Source organism: Nonomuraea indica, assembly GCF_002850745.1.
In the GTDB taxonomy this organism is placed as follows: Bacteria; Actinomycetota; Actinomycetes; order Streptosporangiales; family Streptosporangiaceae; genus Nonomuraea; species Nonomuraea indica.
In genome coordinates, this window is the sequence record NZ_KZ559470.1 from 206,740 (window position 1) to 221,849 (window position 15,110).

General features: G+C 73.6%; 14 protein-coding genes. 3 read left to right on the forward strand and 11 right to left on the reverse strand.

Going from position 1 to position 15,110, the window contains the following annotated elements:
• Positions 1 to 13: 13 nt before the first annotated feature.
• Positions 14 to 1,159: an acyl-CoA dehydrogenase family protein gene (locus CXR44_RS15730; RefSeq protein ID WP_101786782.1), complete on the reverse strand. Its 1,146-nt coding sequence runs from the start codon at positions 1,157 to 1,159 to the stop codon at positions 14 to 16.
• A 40-nt stretch (positions 1,160 to 1,199) separates the two neighbouring features.
• A complete protein-coding gene (locus CXR44_RS15735; protein WP_245899190.1) occupies positions 1,200 to 2,312 on the reverse strand; it encodes a M24 family metallopeptidase in 1,113 nt (370 codons plus the stop codon).
• A gap of 107 nt (positions 2,313 to 2,419) precedes the next feature.
• Between CXR44_RS15735 and CXR44_RS15740 the strand changes: the two genes are divergently transcribed.
• Genes CXR44_RS15740 through CXR44_RS15750 form a run of 3 tightly spaced genes read left to right on the forward strand, consistent with a single transcriptional unit; the run spans position 2,420 to position 6,095 of the window.
• Positions 2,420 to 3,712: a PP2C family protein-serine/threonine phosphatase gene (locus CXR44_RS15740; protein WP_245899191.1), complete on the forward strand. Its 1,293-nt coding sequence runs from the start codon at positions 2,420 to 2,422 to the stop codon at positions 3,710 to 3,712.
• Positions 3,713 to 3,751: 39 nt separating this feature from the next.
• Entirely contained in the window at positions 3,752 to 4,645 is an 894-nt protein-coding gene (locus CXR44_RS15745) for a 5'-3' exonuclease (RefSeq protein WP_101786982.1), read from the forward strand.
• Positions 4,646 to 4,676: 31 nt separating this feature from the next.
• On the forward strand, positions 4,677 to 6,095 hold the full coding sequence (locus tag CXR44_RS15750) for an RNB domain-containing ribonuclease (protein ID WP_219601822.1): 1,419 nt from the start codon (positions 4,677 to 4,679) through the stop codon (positions 6,093 to 6,095).
• Positions 6,096 to 6,107: 12 nt separating this feature from the next.
• On the opposite strand, the gene CXR44_RS15755 is transcribed toward CXR44_RS15750, so the two are convergent.
• The 9 genes from CXR44_RS15755 to CXR44_RS15795 all read right to left on the reverse strand — a co-directional run bounded on the left by CXR44_RS15755 (position 6,108) and on the right by CXR44_RS15795 (position 15,081).
• A complete protein-coding gene (locus CXR44_RS15755) occupies positions 6,108 to 7,439 on the reverse strand; it encodes a WXG100-like domain-containing protein (protein WP_101786783.1) in 1,332 nt (443 codons plus the stop codon).
• 18 nt (positions 7,440 to 7,457) lie between these two features.
• A complete protein-coding gene (locus CXR44_RS15760; protein WP_101786784.1) occupies positions 7,458 to 7,856 on the reverse strand; it encodes a hypothetical protein in 399 nt (132 codons plus the stop codon).
• A 156-nt stretch (positions 7,857 to 8,012) separates the two neighbouring features.
• The gene (locus CXR44_RS15765; protein WP_101786785.1) at positions 8,013 to 10,736 is read right to left on the reverse strand and encodes a DEAD/DEAH box helicase; all 2,724 of its coding nucleotides are present in this window, start codon (positions 10,734 to 10,736) and stop codon (positions 8,013 to 8,015) included.
• A 79-nt stretch (positions 10,737 to 10,815) separates the two neighbouring features.
• Complete coding sequence (locus CXR44_RS15770) at positions 10,816 to 11,700, reverse strand: diacylglycerol/lipid kinase family protein (protein WP_101786786.1); 885 nt, start codon at positions 11,698 to 11,700, stop codon at positions 10,816 to 10,818.
• Between the two features lie 16 nt (positions 11,701 to 11,716).
• Positions 11,717 to 12,505: a twin-arginine translocase subunit TatC gene (gene tatC, locus CXR44_RS15775; protein ID WP_245899192.1), complete on the reverse strand. Its 789-nt coding sequence runs from the start codon at positions 12,503 to 12,505 to the stop codon at positions 11,717 to 11,719.
• Positions 12,506 to 12,601: 96 nt separating this feature from the next.
• Positions 12,602 to 12,931 (reverse strand): Sec-independent protein translocase subunit TatA, encoded by a 330-nt coding sequence (gene tatA, locus CXR44_RS15780; RefSeq protein ID WP_101786788.1) that lies wholly within the window; start codon positions 12,929 to 12,931, stop codon positions 12,602 to 12,604.
• Between the two features lie 28 nt (positions 12,932 to 12,959).
• Positions 12,960 to 13,160, reverse strand: coding sequence for a LapA family protein (locus CXR44_RS15785; protein ID WP_101786789.1), 201 nt, complete (start codon positions 13,158 to 13,160; stop codon positions 12,960 to 12,962).
• Positions 13,157 to 14,122: a helix-turn-helix transcriptional regulator gene (locus tag CXR44_RS15790; protein ID WP_101786790.1), complete on the reverse strand. Its 966-nt coding sequence runs from the start codon at positions 14,120 to 14,122 to the stop codon at positions 13,157 to 13,159. Before CXR44_RS15790 ends, CXR44_RS15785 begins: the two co-directional genes overlap by 4 nt.
• Entirely contained in the window at positions 14,119 to 15,081 is a 963-nt protein-coding gene (locus CXR44_RS15795; protein WP_101786791.1) for a helix-turn-helix transcriptional regulator, read from the reverse strand. The genes CXR44_RS15790 and CXR44_RS15795 overlap by 4 nt, the downstream gene beginning before the upstream one ends.
• Positions 15,082 to 15,110 lie beyond the last annotated feature (29 nt).

Here is a 15,110-nt window from a genome sequence, read left to right on the forward strand (position 1 = left end):
CGGGCCGGCCGGGTCACTCCTTGGCCACCGCCCGGCCGATGACCAGCCGCTGGATCTGGTTGGTGCCCTCGACGATCTGCAGCACCTTCGCCTCGCGCATGTAACGCTCCACGGGGAAGTCCTCGACGTAGCCGTAGCCGCCGAGCACCTGCACCGCGTCCGTGGTCACCTTCATGCACACGTCGGTGGCGAACAGCTTGGCCATCGCCGCGCGGGTGCCGTACGGGCGGCCGGCGTCGCGCAGCCGGGCCGCGTCGAGGTAGAGCGCGCGGGCGGCGGCGATCTGCGTGGCCATGTCGGCCAGCATGAACGACACACCCTGGAAGTCGACGATCCGGCTGCCGAACTGCCGCCGCTCCCGCGCGTAGGCCGCGGCGGCGTCGAAGGCGGCCTGGGCCAGGCCCACCGCGCAGGCGGCGATGCCGAGCCGGCCGCCGTCGAGCGCCGCCATGGCGATGCGGAAACCCTCGCCCTCGGCGCCGACCAGCGCCTCGGGCGGCAGGCGTACCCCGTCGAAGCGCACCTGCGCGGTGGGCGAGGAGCGCATGCCCATCTTCCGTTCGGGCGCGGCGAACGACAGCCCGTCCACCCCGGCGGGGACGTGCAGGCAGGACACGCCACGCGCGCCCGGCTCGCCGGTGCGGGCCATGAGCAGGTAGAAGTCGGCCACGCCGCCGTGGGTGGTCCACGCCTTGACCCCGTCGACGGTGTAGCCGCCGGGCCCGGGCACGGCCCTGGTGGTCAGCGCGGCGGCGTCGGAGCCGGACTGCGGCTCCGACAGGCAGTAGGCGCCGAGCAGGTCGCCGCCGACCATGCCGGGCAGCAGCGACTCCTTCTGCTCCGCGCCGCCGAACGCCGCCACCGGGAAGCAGGACAGCGTGTGCACCGACACGCCGAGGCCGACGGCGAGCCAGCCGGCCGCGAGCTCCTCGACGACCTGCAGGTAGACCTCCTGCGGCTGGGCGGCGCCGCCGTACTCCTCCGGGTAGGGCAGGCCCAGCAGCCCGGCGGCGCCCAGCGTGGCGAACACCTCGCGCGGGAACCGCCCGGCCGACTCGTCGGCCGCGGCCCGGGGCGCGACCTCCTTGGCCACCAGCTCACGGGTCAGCTGGATCAGGTCGTGCGCCTCAGGGGTGGGCAGGGCACGCTCAACGGTCATCGAGAAACTCCTTGTGAGAGTGTAGGTGTCCCGATTCTGCCTAAACGATCACCAATGTACGAGGGGTGTCGTTGAGCCGGATCGGGCCGTCGTCTCCGCACACCACGATGTCCTCGATCCGGGCGCCGTGCCGGCCGGGCAGGTAGAAGCCCGGCTCGACGGAGAAGGCGAAGCCCGGCTCCATCAGCTCGGTGTTGCCGGCGACGATGTAGGGCTCCTCGTGGGTCTCGACGCCGATGCCGTGGCCGGTCCGGTGGATGAAGTACTCGCCGTAGCCGGCCTCGGTGAGGACGTCGCGGGCGGCCGCGTCGATCGACTCGCACGTCACGCCGGGACGCACGGCGGCGCAGGCCGCCTCCTGGGCCCGGCGCAGCGCCTCGTACGGGGCGGTGAAGTCGGCCGGCGGCTCGCCCACGCAGTAGGTGCGGGTCGAGTCGGAGCAGTAGCCGTTGTGCAGCTGGCCGCCGATGTCGACCACGACGGGCTCGCCCGCCTGGATGACCCGGTCGGACACCTCGTGGTGCGGGCTGGCGCCGTTGGGTCCGGACGCGACGATGACGAAGTCGACCGTGGCGTGACCGGCGGCGAGGATGGCCTCGGCGATGTCGCGCCCCACCTCCCGCTCGGTGCGGCCGGCCCGCAGGAAGCCGGGCACCTGCCGGTGCACCGCGTCGATCGCCTCGCCCGCCTGGCGCAGCGCGGCGACCTCCGCGGGCGACTTGCGCATCCGCAGCTCGCGCAGCACGCGGCCGGCAAGCACCTGCTCGGCGTCCGGCAGCACCTCGCGGAAGCGCAGGGACGCCATCGCCCACATGCGGTCGGCCAGCCCGACCGTGGCGGGCCTGCCGAGCCGGTCGGCGGCGATCCGGTAGGGGTCGTCGGTCTCGTCCCACGCCACGAACTCCAGGCCCAGCCGGGAGGCGGGCGAGGCCTGAGCGGCGGGCAGCTCCAGGCGGGGCACCATCATGTACGGCTCGCCGGAGGCGGGCACCACCAGGCAGGTCAGCCGCTCCAGCGGCTTGGCGTCGTAGCCGCTGACGTAGCGCAGGTCGGGGCCGGGCGTGAGCAGCAGCGCGTCGATGCCGGCCTTGGCGGTGGCCTCCTGGACAGCGGCGAGGCGCGAGACGGGGTACAGGTCTTCTGAGGACGTCACAGCCCAAATCTACTCGGATGACGCCGCCTAAAATCCGCGAAAAGGTCTCGCCACACGGCTGGCCATGACCACCGTCCGCACCTGTACGGTCGCATATTGTGAGGCTAATGTCCCGTTCCACGCGTTCCGAGGGTGAGCTGATGGTCGACGTCATGAGCGGCGGGCCGGGGCAGCTCCGCCGTACGACGAGCACGGCCGCCGCCACCCGCCAGCCGGGCGAGCTGCTCGCCGCCCGCCTGGCGCACGCCCAGCGGCTGGGCAACATGGGCTGGGCCGAGTGGGACCTGCGCACCGGCGCGGCCACCTGGTCCGACCAGATGTACGTGATCTTCGGCCGGGACCCCGCCGACGGCCCGGTCGGGCTGGCCGAGCTCGCCGCCCACGTCGAGCCGGCCGACCTGCGGCTGCTCGACCAGCTCCTGGTGACGGCCGTGCAGGGGCGCGGGCCGGCGCAGGCGGAGTTCCGCATCCGCCGCGGGGACGAGCTGCGCAACCTGCGCGTCGTGCTCGAACCTCTCGACCCGTACGCCCGCACCGGCCCGGCGGACGGCGCGGGCGCGACGCGGGGCGTGCACGGCGTCGTCCAGGACATCACCGGCCGCCGCCGCGCCGAGCGCATCATGTCGGAGTCGCGCCGCCAGCTGCTGGAGGCCCGGGAGCGGGCGGCCGAGGAACGGCACGTGATGCTGGCGCTGCGCGAGGCCATCCTGCCCGAGCCGACCGGCTGCCTCGACCTGCCGCACACCAGGATCGCCGTGCGCTACGTGCCCGCCGAGAAGACGGCGAGCCTCGGCGGCGACTGGTTCGAGGCGACCCCGCTGCCCGACGGGCGGGTCCTGCTGGCCATCGGCGACGTGTCGGGCCACGGCCTGCCCGCCATCGCCCACATGGCGCAGCTCCGCCACGCCCTCGTCGGTCTCACCATGACCGGCGAGTCGGCCGGCGGGCTGCTCGCCTGGCTGAACGAGCTGGCCATCCACCGGCTGGAGGGCACCACCGCGACCGCCGTCCTCGGTCACCTCGACGCCTCCACCCGGGTGTTCACCTGGGCCAGGGCCGGCAACCTGGCGCCGATCCTGGTGCGTGACGGCGTCGCCCGGCCCCTGGACCAGCCGCGCGGCGTGCTGCTGGGCGCCACCTGCGACCAGCCGTACGAGCTGGCCAGGACGCAGCTGACCGAGGGCGACCTGCTGCTGATGTTCACCGACGGGCTGGTGGAGCGGCGCACCCGCGACATCGACGAGGGCCTGTCCCTGGTGCTGGCCGCCGCCGCCCGGCTGCGGGGCTGCGACCTCGACGCGGGACTGGACAAGCTGCTGGCCGACATCGGCGGCCCCAATCCCGAGGACGACGCCTGCCTGCTGGCCGTCGGCATCCGCGACGACGCGCCCGCACCCTGACCGGCCGGGCCCGGAGAGTGCGACGATGGGGGCGTGCTCATGCTTCTGGACACCCCGTCGCTGTACTTCCGGGCCTTCTACGGCGTCCCCGAGTCGATCACCGCGCCCGACGGGCGGCCGGTCAACGCCGTCCGCGGCCTCATCGACATGATCGCCACGCTGGTCCGGCAGCACTCCCCCGACCGGCTGGCCGCCACCATGGACGCCGACTGGCGGCCCGCCTTCCGGGTGGCGGCCGTCCCGACGTACAAGGCGCACCGGGTCGCCCAGGGTGACGCCGAGGAGGTGCCCGACACGCTGGTGCCGCAGATCGCGATCATCGAGGAGGTCCTCGACGCCATCGGCATCGCCCGCCCCGAGGCGGCCGGCTACGAGGCCGACGACGTGATCGGCACCCTCACCGCCCGCGAGCCCGGCCCGGTCGACATCGTGACCGGCGACCGCGACCTGTTCCAGCTCGTCGACGACGCCCGCCCGGTCCGCGTCCTCTACACCGCGCGCGGCATCCGCAACCTGCAGGTGGTGGACGAGGCGTTCCTGACGGCCAAGTACGGCATCCCCGGCCGGGCCTACGCCGACTTCGCCACCCTGCGCGGCGACCCCAGCGACGGCCTGCCGGGCGTGGCCGGCGTCGGCGAGAAGACCGCCGCGGCCCTCGTCACCCGGTTCGGTTCGCTGGAGGCCATCCTGGCGGCGCTCGACGAAGGCGTCGCCGACGGGTTCCCGGCGGGCAGCCGCACCCGGCTGGCGGCCGCCCGCGACTACCTCGCCGTCGCCCCCGCCGTGGTCGAGGTCGTCTCCGACGTGACGCTGCGCGCGGACGACCTCACGCTGCCGGCTGAACCCCGCGACCCCGCCGCCCTGGTGCGGCTGGCCGACGAGCACGGCCTGGACAGCCCGCTCAACCGGCTTCTCGACGCCCTGACCCGCTGACCGGCCCGGCCGGGCCGGTAGGTTGTGGCCCGTGTCGAGCATCCAGGTCACCGGCGACGTCCCGGCCCGCCTCGAGGACGGCTTCGTCCGCATCGCGCGTGAGGCCGGGCTTCCCGGCGCGTTCCCCCAGGCGGTGCTCGACGAGGCCGACTGGGTGGCGGAGGTGCCCCGGCTGCCCGGCGAGGACCTGACCGACCTGCCGTTCGTCACCATCGACCCGCCCGGCTCGATGGACCTCGACCAGGCCCTCCACCTCGAACGGCTACGCGGCGGCTACCGCGTCTGGTACGCCGTCGCCGACGTGGGCGCGTTCGTCCGGCCGGGCGGCGCGATCGACCGGGAGGCCCGCGAGCGCGGCGAGACCGTCTACCTGCCCACCGGGTCGGTGCCGCTGCACCCGAGGGTCCTGTCGGAGGGCGCGGCCAGCCTGCTGCCGGGCGCGGCCCGCCCGGCGGCGGTGTGGCGGATCGACCTCGACGCCGACGGCCGCCCCCTGGGCGCCGACGTGCAGCGGGCGCTGGTGCGCAGCCGCGAACGGCTCGACTACGCCTACGTGCAGGCGGCCGTCGACACCGGCACCGCCGACGGCGTGCTCGGCCTGCTGGCCGAGATCGGCGCCCGCCGGCTGGAGCTCGAACGGGAGCGCGGCGGCGTCACGCTGCCCACCCCCGAGCAGGAGGTGGTGCCCGGGGGCGGCGGTTACCGGCTCGCCTTCCGGCCACCCCTGCCCGCCGAGGCGTGGAACGCGCAGATCTCCCTGCTCACCGGCATGGCGGCGGCGTCGATGATGCTCGACGCGGAGATCGGCGTGCTGCGCGTCCTGCCGCCGCCGCGGCCGGACGACCTGGACAGGGTGCGCAGGGTGGCCACGGCCCTCGACGTGCCGTGGCCCGACGGAGCCTCCTACGGCCAGGTGGTGCACGGCCTCGACCCGGCGGTCCCCCGGCAGGCCGCCTTCCTGCAGGAGTCCCGGGTGCTGCTGCGCGGCGCCGGCTACGTCGCCTTCGACGGCGCCCCGCCCGCGCTGGCCGACCACGCCGCCGTGGGAGCGCCGTACGCGCACGTGACGGCCCCGCTGCGCCGCCTGGCCGACAGGTACGTCACCGAGGTGTGCCTGGCCGTCGCGGCGGGCGAGCCGGTGCCCGCCGCGACTCGCGAGGCGCTGGCGGACCTGCCCGGCCTCATGGCCGCCTCCGGCCGCCGCTCCGGCGCGGTGGAGCGCGCCTGCGTGGACCTGGTGGAGGCGTTCGTGCTCCGCGACCGGCTGGGCGAGCCGTTCGACGCGATGGTGATCGACGTGGCCGACCACGGCGGGAGCGGCCAGGTCCAGCTCGCCGACCCGGCCGTGATCGCCCGCTGCGACGGCCCCCTGCCCTTGGGCGAGCGCGTCACCGTCCGCCTCACCCGCGCCGACCCGGCCACCCGCGAGGTGCGCTTCACCCTCGCCTGACGCGCGGCGGCGTCAGCGGACGGTCCAGGTGACAGTCCGGGTCAGGTCGCCGTAGGTGTTGTAGGACCTGGCCCACCCGAGGGTCTCGAACCGCCCGTTCTCCTGGTTGATCCACTTGTCTTCGCGGTTGAAGTTGTAGCGGTCGTAGGCGTGGACGGTGATGTCCATCGTGGCCTGGTCGCCGTCGATCCGGACGTCCGCGCTGCCCCAGATCGAGTGGCGGCCGAGCGCGAACTCCCAGTTCTTCGTCTCGGTCTCCTTGATCTGCGCCGGCTCGCCGGTCATCTGGAACTCCCGCCGCCCGGTCTCCCGGTGGAGACGCTCGGCGTTGTCCTGGGCGCGGCGGATCTCGGCGTCGACGGCCTCGCGGATCAGCTTGTCGTCCTGGTAGGCCTTCTCGTAGTCGACGCTGTAGTCGTCACCGGAGCCCTCCAGGTAGTGCTTGAAGGTGGCGGCCGCCTCGTCGAAGCCCGGCGTCGCCTCCTCGGCGAGCTGCAGCGCCCGCCACTTCTGCCAGGCCACGAGGTCCTCCGCCGACGCTGTCGCGTCCGGGTCGTACGGCCACGGGTCGTCGTAGGGGATGCCCGGGTCGCGGGCCGGGCCGAGGTCGTATCTGCCGTCGCGCGGACCCTCCTCGGGGGGGTTCAGCGGCGGCCGCGGGCGGCTCTCCGGCCACCCCGCCACCACCCAGGCGGCCCCCGCGGACGTGGCGATCAGCCCCTTGTTCCCATACGCCCGGCGCAGCGGCGAGAGCGCGGGGCGGGCCTGGAACGACGGCGCCTTGGCGCGCAGGATGCGGCGCAGGCGGGTCTCCACGGCGCGGATCAGCTTCTGGCCGAAGTATCGCTCCAGCCTGCCGCGCAGCGTCGCCACGGCCTTCCTGGCGAACACCCGCAGCATCATGACCACGCCGCGCGCCTTGACCGCGGCGAGCCCGCCGGAGACGACGGCCATGGACGCCGCCCACACCAGGGCGATCAGGACGTAGGTCGCCAGCAGCAACAGGGCGATCTTGACGATCTCGACGGCCCGCGCGAACACGTCGCAGCCGTCGGCCAGGGCGTGCAGGGAGGCGGCGAGACCCTGCAGGTGACCGGACCGCTGATCCTCGGCGTGGTAGTCGGCCCAGTGGCCGGCCATCGCGTCGATGTGGTCGCCGGCGTTGTGCCGGACGGCGTGCCCGACGGCGCCGTGCGCGGTGGGGATCGTCTCGCGTTCGAGGGCGGTGGCGCAGGCGCGCAGCGCCGCTCCGCAGGCGCGGATGCCGTCCTCGTCCTCCGGCGGCCAGTCCACCTCGAGCAGGGCGAACGGGGACTGCAGCTGCGCGGGCAGGGTCAGGGCCATGGATCGCGGGGTACGGCGTCAGACCGGGAGGGCGCCGGGCACGGTGGGACCGGGGAGCGTTCCAGGGACGCGGGCGCCGGGAGCCGCGTGGGCACCCGCGCCGGGGGCGGGCGGTGCGCCGGCCTGCACGGTGGCCACGGCGTCCTGCTCGGCCCCCCGCAGATCGTCGGCCATGGCCTGGAAGCCGTCTCCGGTGCCGCGAAGGTTGGCGTGCAGCACGCCGCAGACCTCCTCGAGCAGATCGCCGAGCCGGTCCATCGCCATGCCGACGGAGGTCCCGCCCCACGCCGTGCCGCCCGTGCCGCGCACGGCCGCCAGCAGGGCGCCGGTGTGCCGCTCGAAGTCGGTCGCGGCCTCAAGCATTCCCTGGCCGGCGCCGCGCAGCGACGAGCGGTCGAAGGTGTACCCCTCCTGCACCTCGTGCCCCCTCCATCACCCAAGACACTGACAAAAGACACTTTACCCAGGCGGCTCCGCTGGGCAGACGTCCCGGGGCCGCGCCATCGGCGGTCGCGGCCCCGGCGGTGGGGCGTCGGGTGAGTGGCGGCCCGCGCCGGTGACGGGCCGCGCCGGTCAGGTGAGGGAGGAGTAGGCCACGACGCCGCGGCGCATCGCGTCGACCGCCTTGGTCGCGGTCTGCTTGATCCTGCTGTCCGGCGGGGCGGCGTGGCCGAGCTGCCCGAGCAGGTCCATCAGCTGCTTGACCCACCGGACGAAGTCGCCCGCCGCCAGCTCGTTGCCGTTGACGCCGTCCATGAGCACCGCGTCGAGGCTGTGCCCCTTCGTCCACCGGAACGCCGCCCAGGCGAAGCCCAAGTCGGGCTCGCGGATGGTGTCGAGGCCGTGGTCGGCCTCGATGCCCTCCAGCTCCCCCCACAGCCGGATCATCGAGGTCAGCGCGTCCTGCGCCCGTCCGGCCGGGATGCGCGGGCGGCGGGCGTCGTCGGCCTGCCGCGACTCGAACACCAGCGCCGACACGCACGCGGCCAGCTCCGCCGGCTCCAGCTTCTCCCACAGCCCGGTGCGCAGGCACTCGGCGGTCAGCAGGTCGAGCTCGGTGTAGAGGCGGCCGAGGCGCCGGCCCTCGTCGGTGACGGTCTCGTCGTGCAGGTAGCCGAGCTGTTCGAGCACCGAGCAGATGCGGTCGAAGGTGCGGGAGATGACGTGCGAACGCCCCTCGACGCGCCGCCGCAGCCCCTCGGTCTCGCGCAGCAGCTTGTAGTAGCGCTCGGCCCAGCGGGCGTGCTCCTCGCGCTCGTCGCAGCCGTGGCACGGGTGCCGGCGGATGCGCCGCCGCAGGTCGTTGATCTCCTCGTCCTCCACGGCGTGGTCGCGGGCCCGCGGCGGCTTGCCGAGATCACGGTCGCCGATCTTGGCGAGCAGCGTGGAGACGAGGTTGGCCCGCTCCTTCGGCGAGCGGCCGTTGAAGTTCTTCGGGATGCGCAGCTTCTCGATCGGCTCGACCGGCACCGGGAAGTCGGCCGGGTCGAGCTTCTTGACCTGCTTGCCGATCGTCAGGACCAGCGGGCTGGGGCCGTGGCCGCGCGGGTTGCGGCCCGGGTCGAGCACGATCGCCAGGCCCGCCCGGCGCCCGCCCGGCACCCGGATGACGTCGCCCGGCTGGAGCGCCTCCAGCGACCGGACGGCCGCCGCCCGCCGGGCGGCGCCGCGCTGACGCGACAGCTCGGCCTCGCGGTCGGACAGCCGCCGCCGGAGCCCGGCATACTCCGTGAAGTCGCCCAGGTGACAGGTCATCGCCTCCTGGTAGCCCTCCAGGGCCTCCTCGTGCTTGCGCAGCTGCTTGGCCAGCCCGACGACCGCCCGGTCGGCCTGGAACTGCGCGAACGACTCCTCCAGCAGGGTGCGGGCCCGCTCGCGGCCGAACTGGCCGACCAGGTTGACGGCCATGTTGTAGGACGGCTGGAAGCTGGAGCGCAGCGGGTAGGTGCGGGTGCCGGCCAGCCCGGCGACCGACAGCGGGTCCATGCCCGGCTGCCACAGCACCACGGCGTGCCCCTCCACGTCGATGCCGCGCCGCCCGGCCCGGCCGGTGAGCTGCGTGTACTCGCCGGGGGTGAGGTCGGCGTGGCTCTCGCCGTTCCACTTGTCGAGCTTCTCGATGACGACGCTGCGGGCGGGCATGTTGATGCCGAGCGCGAGCGTCTCGGTGGCGAAGACCGCCTTGACCAGGCCGCGGGTGAACAGCTCCTCGACGACCTCCTTGAACGCGGGCAGCATGCCGGCGTGGTGGGCCGCCAGGCCGCGCTCCAGGCAGTCGCGCCACTCCAGGTAGCCGAGCACGGCCAGGTCCTCGTCGGGCAGGTGGGCGGTGCGTTCGTCGACGAGCTGCCTGATCTCGTGCCGCTCCCGCTCGGTGGTGAGCCGGATGCCGGCGTGCAGGCACTGCATGACGGCCGCGTCGCAGCCGGCGCGGGAGAAGATGAACGTGATCGCCGGAAGCAGGCCCTCGGCGTCGAGCTTCTCGATCACCTGGGCGCGGTCCGGCGGGCGGGAGCGCTGCGGGCGGCCGTAGCCGCGCCGGCCGCGGCCCGCGGTGAGCCGCTCGGCGTCGCGCGTCACCCGCATCAGCGTGGGGTTGATGCGCGGCACGTCGTCGTCGGCCATGAACATGTCGTAGACGCGGTTGCCGACCATCATGTGCTGCCACAGCGGCACCGGCCGGTGCTCGTCCACGATGACCGTGGTGTCGCCGCGCACCTCGCCCAGCCACTCGCCGAACTCCTCGGCGTTGCTGACCGTGGCCGACAGGGCCACCAGCCGGACCGACTCGGGCAGGTGGATGATGACCTCTTCCCACACCGCGCCGCGGAACCGGTCGGCGAGGTAGTGGACCTCGTCCATGACGGCGAAGCCCAGCCCGGCCAGCGTCGCCGACCCGGCGTAGAGCATGTTGCGCAGCACCTCGGTGGTCATGACCACGATCGGGGCGTCGCCGTTGACGCTGTTGTCGCCGGTCAGCAGGCCCACCTTGGCGGTGCCGTAGCGCTTGACCAGGTCGTTGTACTTCTGGTTGGACAGCGCCTTGATGGGCGTGGTGTAGAAGCACTTGCGGCCCTGCTCCAGGGCGAGGTGCACGGCGAACTCGCCGACGACCGTCTTGCCCGAGCCGGTGGGCGCGGCCACCAGGACCCCGTCGCCGGCTTCCAGCGCCCGGCAGGCGTCCACCTGGAAGTCGTCGAGCTGGAAGTCGTACAGACCTCGGAACGATCTGAATGCGGCCCCGTCGTCCCCGAACTTCTCGCGGAAGGCCGCGTAGCGTTCCGCTGGCGTCGTCATAATCGCCAGCCTACCGAAATCAGCATTCCGGTCCGTCCGGGGTGATCGCGGCACCGCCCGCGCCTTTACATCGTAGATCTCATGCCAGGACCCTGAGCACGCCCGGCCGCACCGCGCACGCCACCGGCCCCGGGCCGACGCGTTCGCCGTCGGCGTAGGCCACGACGTCGGGAGCCTCCAGCAGCACGCTCCGCACCCGGGTGATCGACACGGCCGGATGGGTCACGTGCGTCCCCCGGTAGACCCGGGGGAAGACCCGCAGGAACTCCCCCGTGCCGACGGCGTCCAGCACCATCACGTCCAGCAGCCCGTCGTCGGGCCGGGCCTGCGGGCACACCCGCATGCCCGCGCCGTAGGAACGGGTGTTGGCCACCGCGACCAGCATCGCCTCCCGTTCGGACGTGACGCCGTCGAGCGTGATCCGGAACGGGATGGGCCGGAAGCCGCGCAGCTCCTCGGCGACAGCGACCAGGTACCTGGCCCGCCCCGGCGGCCAGGTGAGCCGGTTGGCCCGCTCGTTCACCCGCGAGTCGAAACCACAGCACACCACCCCGGCGAACAGCTCCTCCACCCCGCCCGCGCTGACGGCCGCGGCGTCCACGGGCCGCGACCGCATCCGCAGCACCGTGCGGGCGGCCGCCATCAGGTCCCCGCGCGGCAGGCCGAGCGCGGCGGCGATGTCGTTGCCGGTGCCGGCCGGGATGATGCCGAGCGGCACGTCGGTGCCGGCCACGGCCTGCACGGCCAGGTGCACCAGCCCGTCACCGCCGAAGGCGACGAGCGCGTCGGGACGTTCGGCCACGGCGGCGCAGGCCCGTTCCAGGGCGTCGGCGGCGTCACGGCCGGCGATCACCGACACCTCCGCGCCGCCCGCGCGCAGGCGGCGCGCCACGGGCTCCAGCAGTCGCAGGGAACGGCCGCCACGGGCGGCGGGGTTGACGAGCAGGACGAGTTGAGGGGACACGCCCGGAACGTATCGCCTATCGCGCCGGACCGGAATCCTCTTCCAGCGGCGAGGCCTCGTCGTCGGACAGGTGCGAGAAGTCCTCGGCGTCCGGCGACCGCTTCTCGCGCAGGTACATGAACCCCTCCGCCACGAAGTACAGGATGATCATCGGTGCGGCGAGCGCCATCATGGTGATGGGGTCGCCGCCCGGCGTGATGATCGCGCCGAACACGAACATCCCGAAGATCACCGTACGGCGGTGCTTCTTCACCGTGGCCCGGGGCAGCACGCCGATGATGTTGAGGAACACCAGCAGCAGCGGCAGCTCGAACGAGACGCCGAAGATCACCAGCATGATGAGCACATAGCTGACGTACTCGTCGATCTGGACGGCCGCCACCGCGTCGCTGGGCGCGAACCCGAGCAGGATCGCCAGGCTGGTGTCCATGACGATGTAGGCGAGTGCCGCGCCGACCAGGAACAGCGGGAGGGCCAGCGCCATGAAGGTGACGGAGTAGCGCTTCTCGTTGCGGTAGAGGGCCGGGGTGACGAACGCCCAGATCTGGTAGAGCCAGACCGGCGACGACGCGACGACGCCGACCAGCGCCGAGACCTTCAGGGTGAGGAAGAAGGACTGGAAGATGCCGCTGAAGACGAGCGTGCAGGTGTTGTCCCGCAGCATCTTCGCCTGCGCGGTCTCGCAGTAGGGGGCCTTGACGAACTCCCACACCGGATCGAAGAAGATCCAGCCCACGATGATGCCGCCCACCAGCGCGATCGTCGAGACGAGCAGCCGGTTACGCAGCTCCCGCAGGTGGTCCATGAGCGGCATCCGACCCTCGGGGTCGGGCGTGGGCCCGCTACCGTTCGACCGTTTGAGCAGCGCCATCTAGCAGTCCAGGTGAGGAGTAGGGACGGGTCAGGCTCGCTTGTCGGCCTGGGCGCCGGCGCGCAGCCGGGCGGCCTGCTCCTCAAGCTGGCGGGCCTGCTCCTCGGCCGACGGCGCGGGCGCGACGGGCTGCGCGGGCGCGATCGGCTGCGGCTGCACCGTGGGCTGGGCGGTGGCCTGAGCGGTGGTCTGGGTGCCCGACGGCTCGTCGTCGTCGTCGCGCAGCTTGGCCGTCTCGGACTTGAAGATGCGCAGGGACCTGCCCACACCGCGCGCCATCTCGGGCAGCTTCTTGGCGCCGAACAGCAGGATGAGCACCAGGGCGATGATCAGAAGTTCAGGGACTCCGAGGTTCGGCATGTCACGTCCTTACCGGGCTAGTGCCTTTTCAGGCACGATCGTACGCTCCCAGAGCATGTGTCTCATCCTCCGGCGAGTGAATTCTGGCCGACTTCGCCGCGAGCCGCGCCCGCGCCCCGGCGACCTCCCTGTTCAGCCTACGTGCCGCCCGGATGACGCGGGCGCCCGCCACCAGCAGCGCGAGCACACCGGCCACGCCCAGCCCGGCAGCGAGAAGGATCCACGTCATGACCGATGAGCGTACAGCGCCAGCGCCCGCTCGGCCTGCTCGCGGACCCGCTCGGCCATGGCGGGCGGCGAGACGACCCTGCCGGTGTCGCCGAGCCGCAGCGCCAGCTTGACGACCCAGTCCTCGTCGCGGGCGCGCAGCGTGACCCGCAGCCGCCCCTCGCCCAGCTCGGCGAGCCGCTCGCACGGGTAGTACTCGGCCACCCACCGCCCGGCGGCGCTCACCTCCAGCTCGACCAGCTCGTCGGTCGGCGAGGGCCGGAAGACCCCCCGGGTGACGTCGATCGGCTCGGCCTCGGCGGGCGGGTCGGCGGGCACGTCCAGCACGTCGACGCCGAGCACCCGGTCGAGCCGGAACAGCCGCATCGCCTCGGCCCGGTAGCACCAGCCCTCCAGGTAGGTGCGGCCGTCGGCCACCACCAGGCGCATGGGGTCCACCTCGCGCGGCGTCACCTCGTCGCGGCCGGGCACGTAGTAGCGCAGCGAGAGCCTGCGCCGCCGGGTCAGCCCGTCGCGGACGCGGGGCAGCGCGTCGGGGGCGGCGTCGACGTCCACGGCGACCTGGCTGCTGACCTCGGCGGCGCCCTCGCCCGCGGCCCGCTCCAGCTTGGCGACCACCCGGGGCAGCGCGTCCCCGGGCACCTCGGCCAGCTCCGGCATGGCGGCCAGCATGCGCAGCGCCACCAGCAGCGCGCTCGCCTCGTCGATGCCGAGCCGCAGCGGCCTGGCGATGGTGTCGGCGTTGTCGATGACGATCTCGCCGCCGTCCCACGACACGTCGATGAGGTCGCCGGGCGTGTGGCCGGGCAGCCCGCACATCCACACGAGCTGCAGGTCGTCGATGAGCTGCTTCTCGCTCAGCCCGAACACCTCGGCCACCTCGCCGACCTGCGCGCCCGGGTGGGACATCAGGTACGGGACGAGGGCCAGCAGTCTCGGCAGCCGGTCGGCGGACCCGCTCATGCCAGGGCTCCCTTCAGTCGGCGGATGACGGCCTCGCGGGCGTCGGGCGGCTCCACCACCTCGACGTCGGCGCCGAGGCTGGCCATCCAGCCGGCCAGCCGCTCGGTGTCGGTGAACACCAGCTCGGCCTCGTCCCAGCCCTCCGAGCCGGGGTGGACGGCCGTGGCGAGCTGGCGCAGCCCCTCGCAGGCGCCCTGCCGGACGCGGACGAGGGCGGTGCGTTCGGGGGCCGGATCCTCGGGGAAGCCGACCATGGCCCGCAGGTCGACCCCCTCGGGCACCTCCACGGCGCCCGGCCTGCCGACGGTGGCGACCTGCCCGGTGATGCGGCTCAGCCGGAACGCGCGGGGCGCCCGGCGGTCGCGGTCGAACCCGGCCAGGTACCAGCGGCCGCGCCGGCTGACCACTCCCCACGGCTCCACGGTGCGCTCACGGACGTTCTCGCTGCCGGCGCCGCGGTAGTCGAAGCGGACCACGCGCCGGTCGCGCACGGCGTTCCACAGGGCCGGGAAGGCCGGATCGCGCGTGTCGACGCGCAACTCCAGCGCGCCGCCGCCGACCCCGCCGCCGATGCTCTCGTCGGTGGCCACTCCCCCGGCTCGCAGCTTCAGCAGCGCGCCGGAGGCGGCCTCGGCGAGGCTGGCGCGCTGCCACACCTGCGCGGCCAGGCCCAGCACGGCCGCCTCGTCGGGCTCCAGGGTGATCTCGGGCAGCTCGTACGACTGGCGCTGGATGCGGTAGCCCGGCTCCTCCTCCCACGGGTCGCGGACCACGTCGATGGGGATGCCGATCTCCCGCAGCTCGTTCTTGTCCCGCTCGAACATCCGCTGGAACGCCTCGTCGCCGTCGCGGTCGTAGCCGGGCACCGCGTGGCGGATCTGCTCGGCCGACAAGGGCCGCCGGGTGGCGAGCAGGCAGATCACGAGATTCAGCAACCGCTCGGTCTTACGGCGCGACATCTGCCTCACTCCTCCTTCATCGACGCTAC

Excerpts from the sequence above, each read along its gene's own strand:
- CXR44_RS15730 (WP_101786782.1), bottom strand. The coding sequence starts at position 1,159 with ATGACCGTTGAGCGTGCCCTGCCCACCCCTGAGGCGCACGACCTGATC.
- CXR44_RS15740 (WP_245899191.1), top strand. The coding sequence starts at position 2,420 with ATGTCCCGTTCCACGCGTTCCGAGGGTGAGCTGATGGTCGACGTCATG.
- CXR44_RS15745 (WP_101786982.1), top strand. The coding sequence starts at position 3,752 with ATGCTTCTGGACACCCCGTCGCTGTACTTCCGGGCCTTCTACGGCGTC.
- CXR44_RS15755 (WP_101786783.1), bottom strand. The coding sequence starts at position 7,439 with ATGGCCCTGACCCTGCCCGCGCAGCTGCAGTCCCCGTTCGCCCTGCTC.
- CXR44_RS15765 (WP_101786785.1), bottom strand. The coding sequence starts at position 10,736 with ATGACGACGCCAGCGGAACGCTACGCGGCCTTCCGCGAGAAGTTCGGG.
- tatC (WP_245899192.1), bottom strand. The coding sequence starts at position 12,505 with ATGGACCACCTGCGGGAGCTGCGTAACCGGCTGCTCGTCTCGACGATC.
- tatA (WP_101786788.1), bottom strand. The coding sequence starts at position 12,931 with ATGCCGAACCTCGGAGTCCCTGAACTTCTGATCATCGCCCTGGTGCTC.
- CXR44_RS15785 (WP_101786789.1), bottom strand. The coding sequence starts at position 13,160 with ATGACGTGGATCCTTCTCGCTGCCGGGCTGGGCGTGGCCGGTGTGCTC.
- CXR44_RS15790 (WP_101786790.1), bottom strand. The coding sequence starts at position 14,122 with ATGAGCGGGTCCGCCGACCGGCTGCCGAGACTGCTGGCCCTCGTCCCG.
- CXR44_RS15795 (WP_101786791.1), bottom strand. The coding sequence starts at position 15,081 with ATGTCGCGCCGTAAGACCGAGCGGTTGCTGAATCTCGTGATCTGCCTG.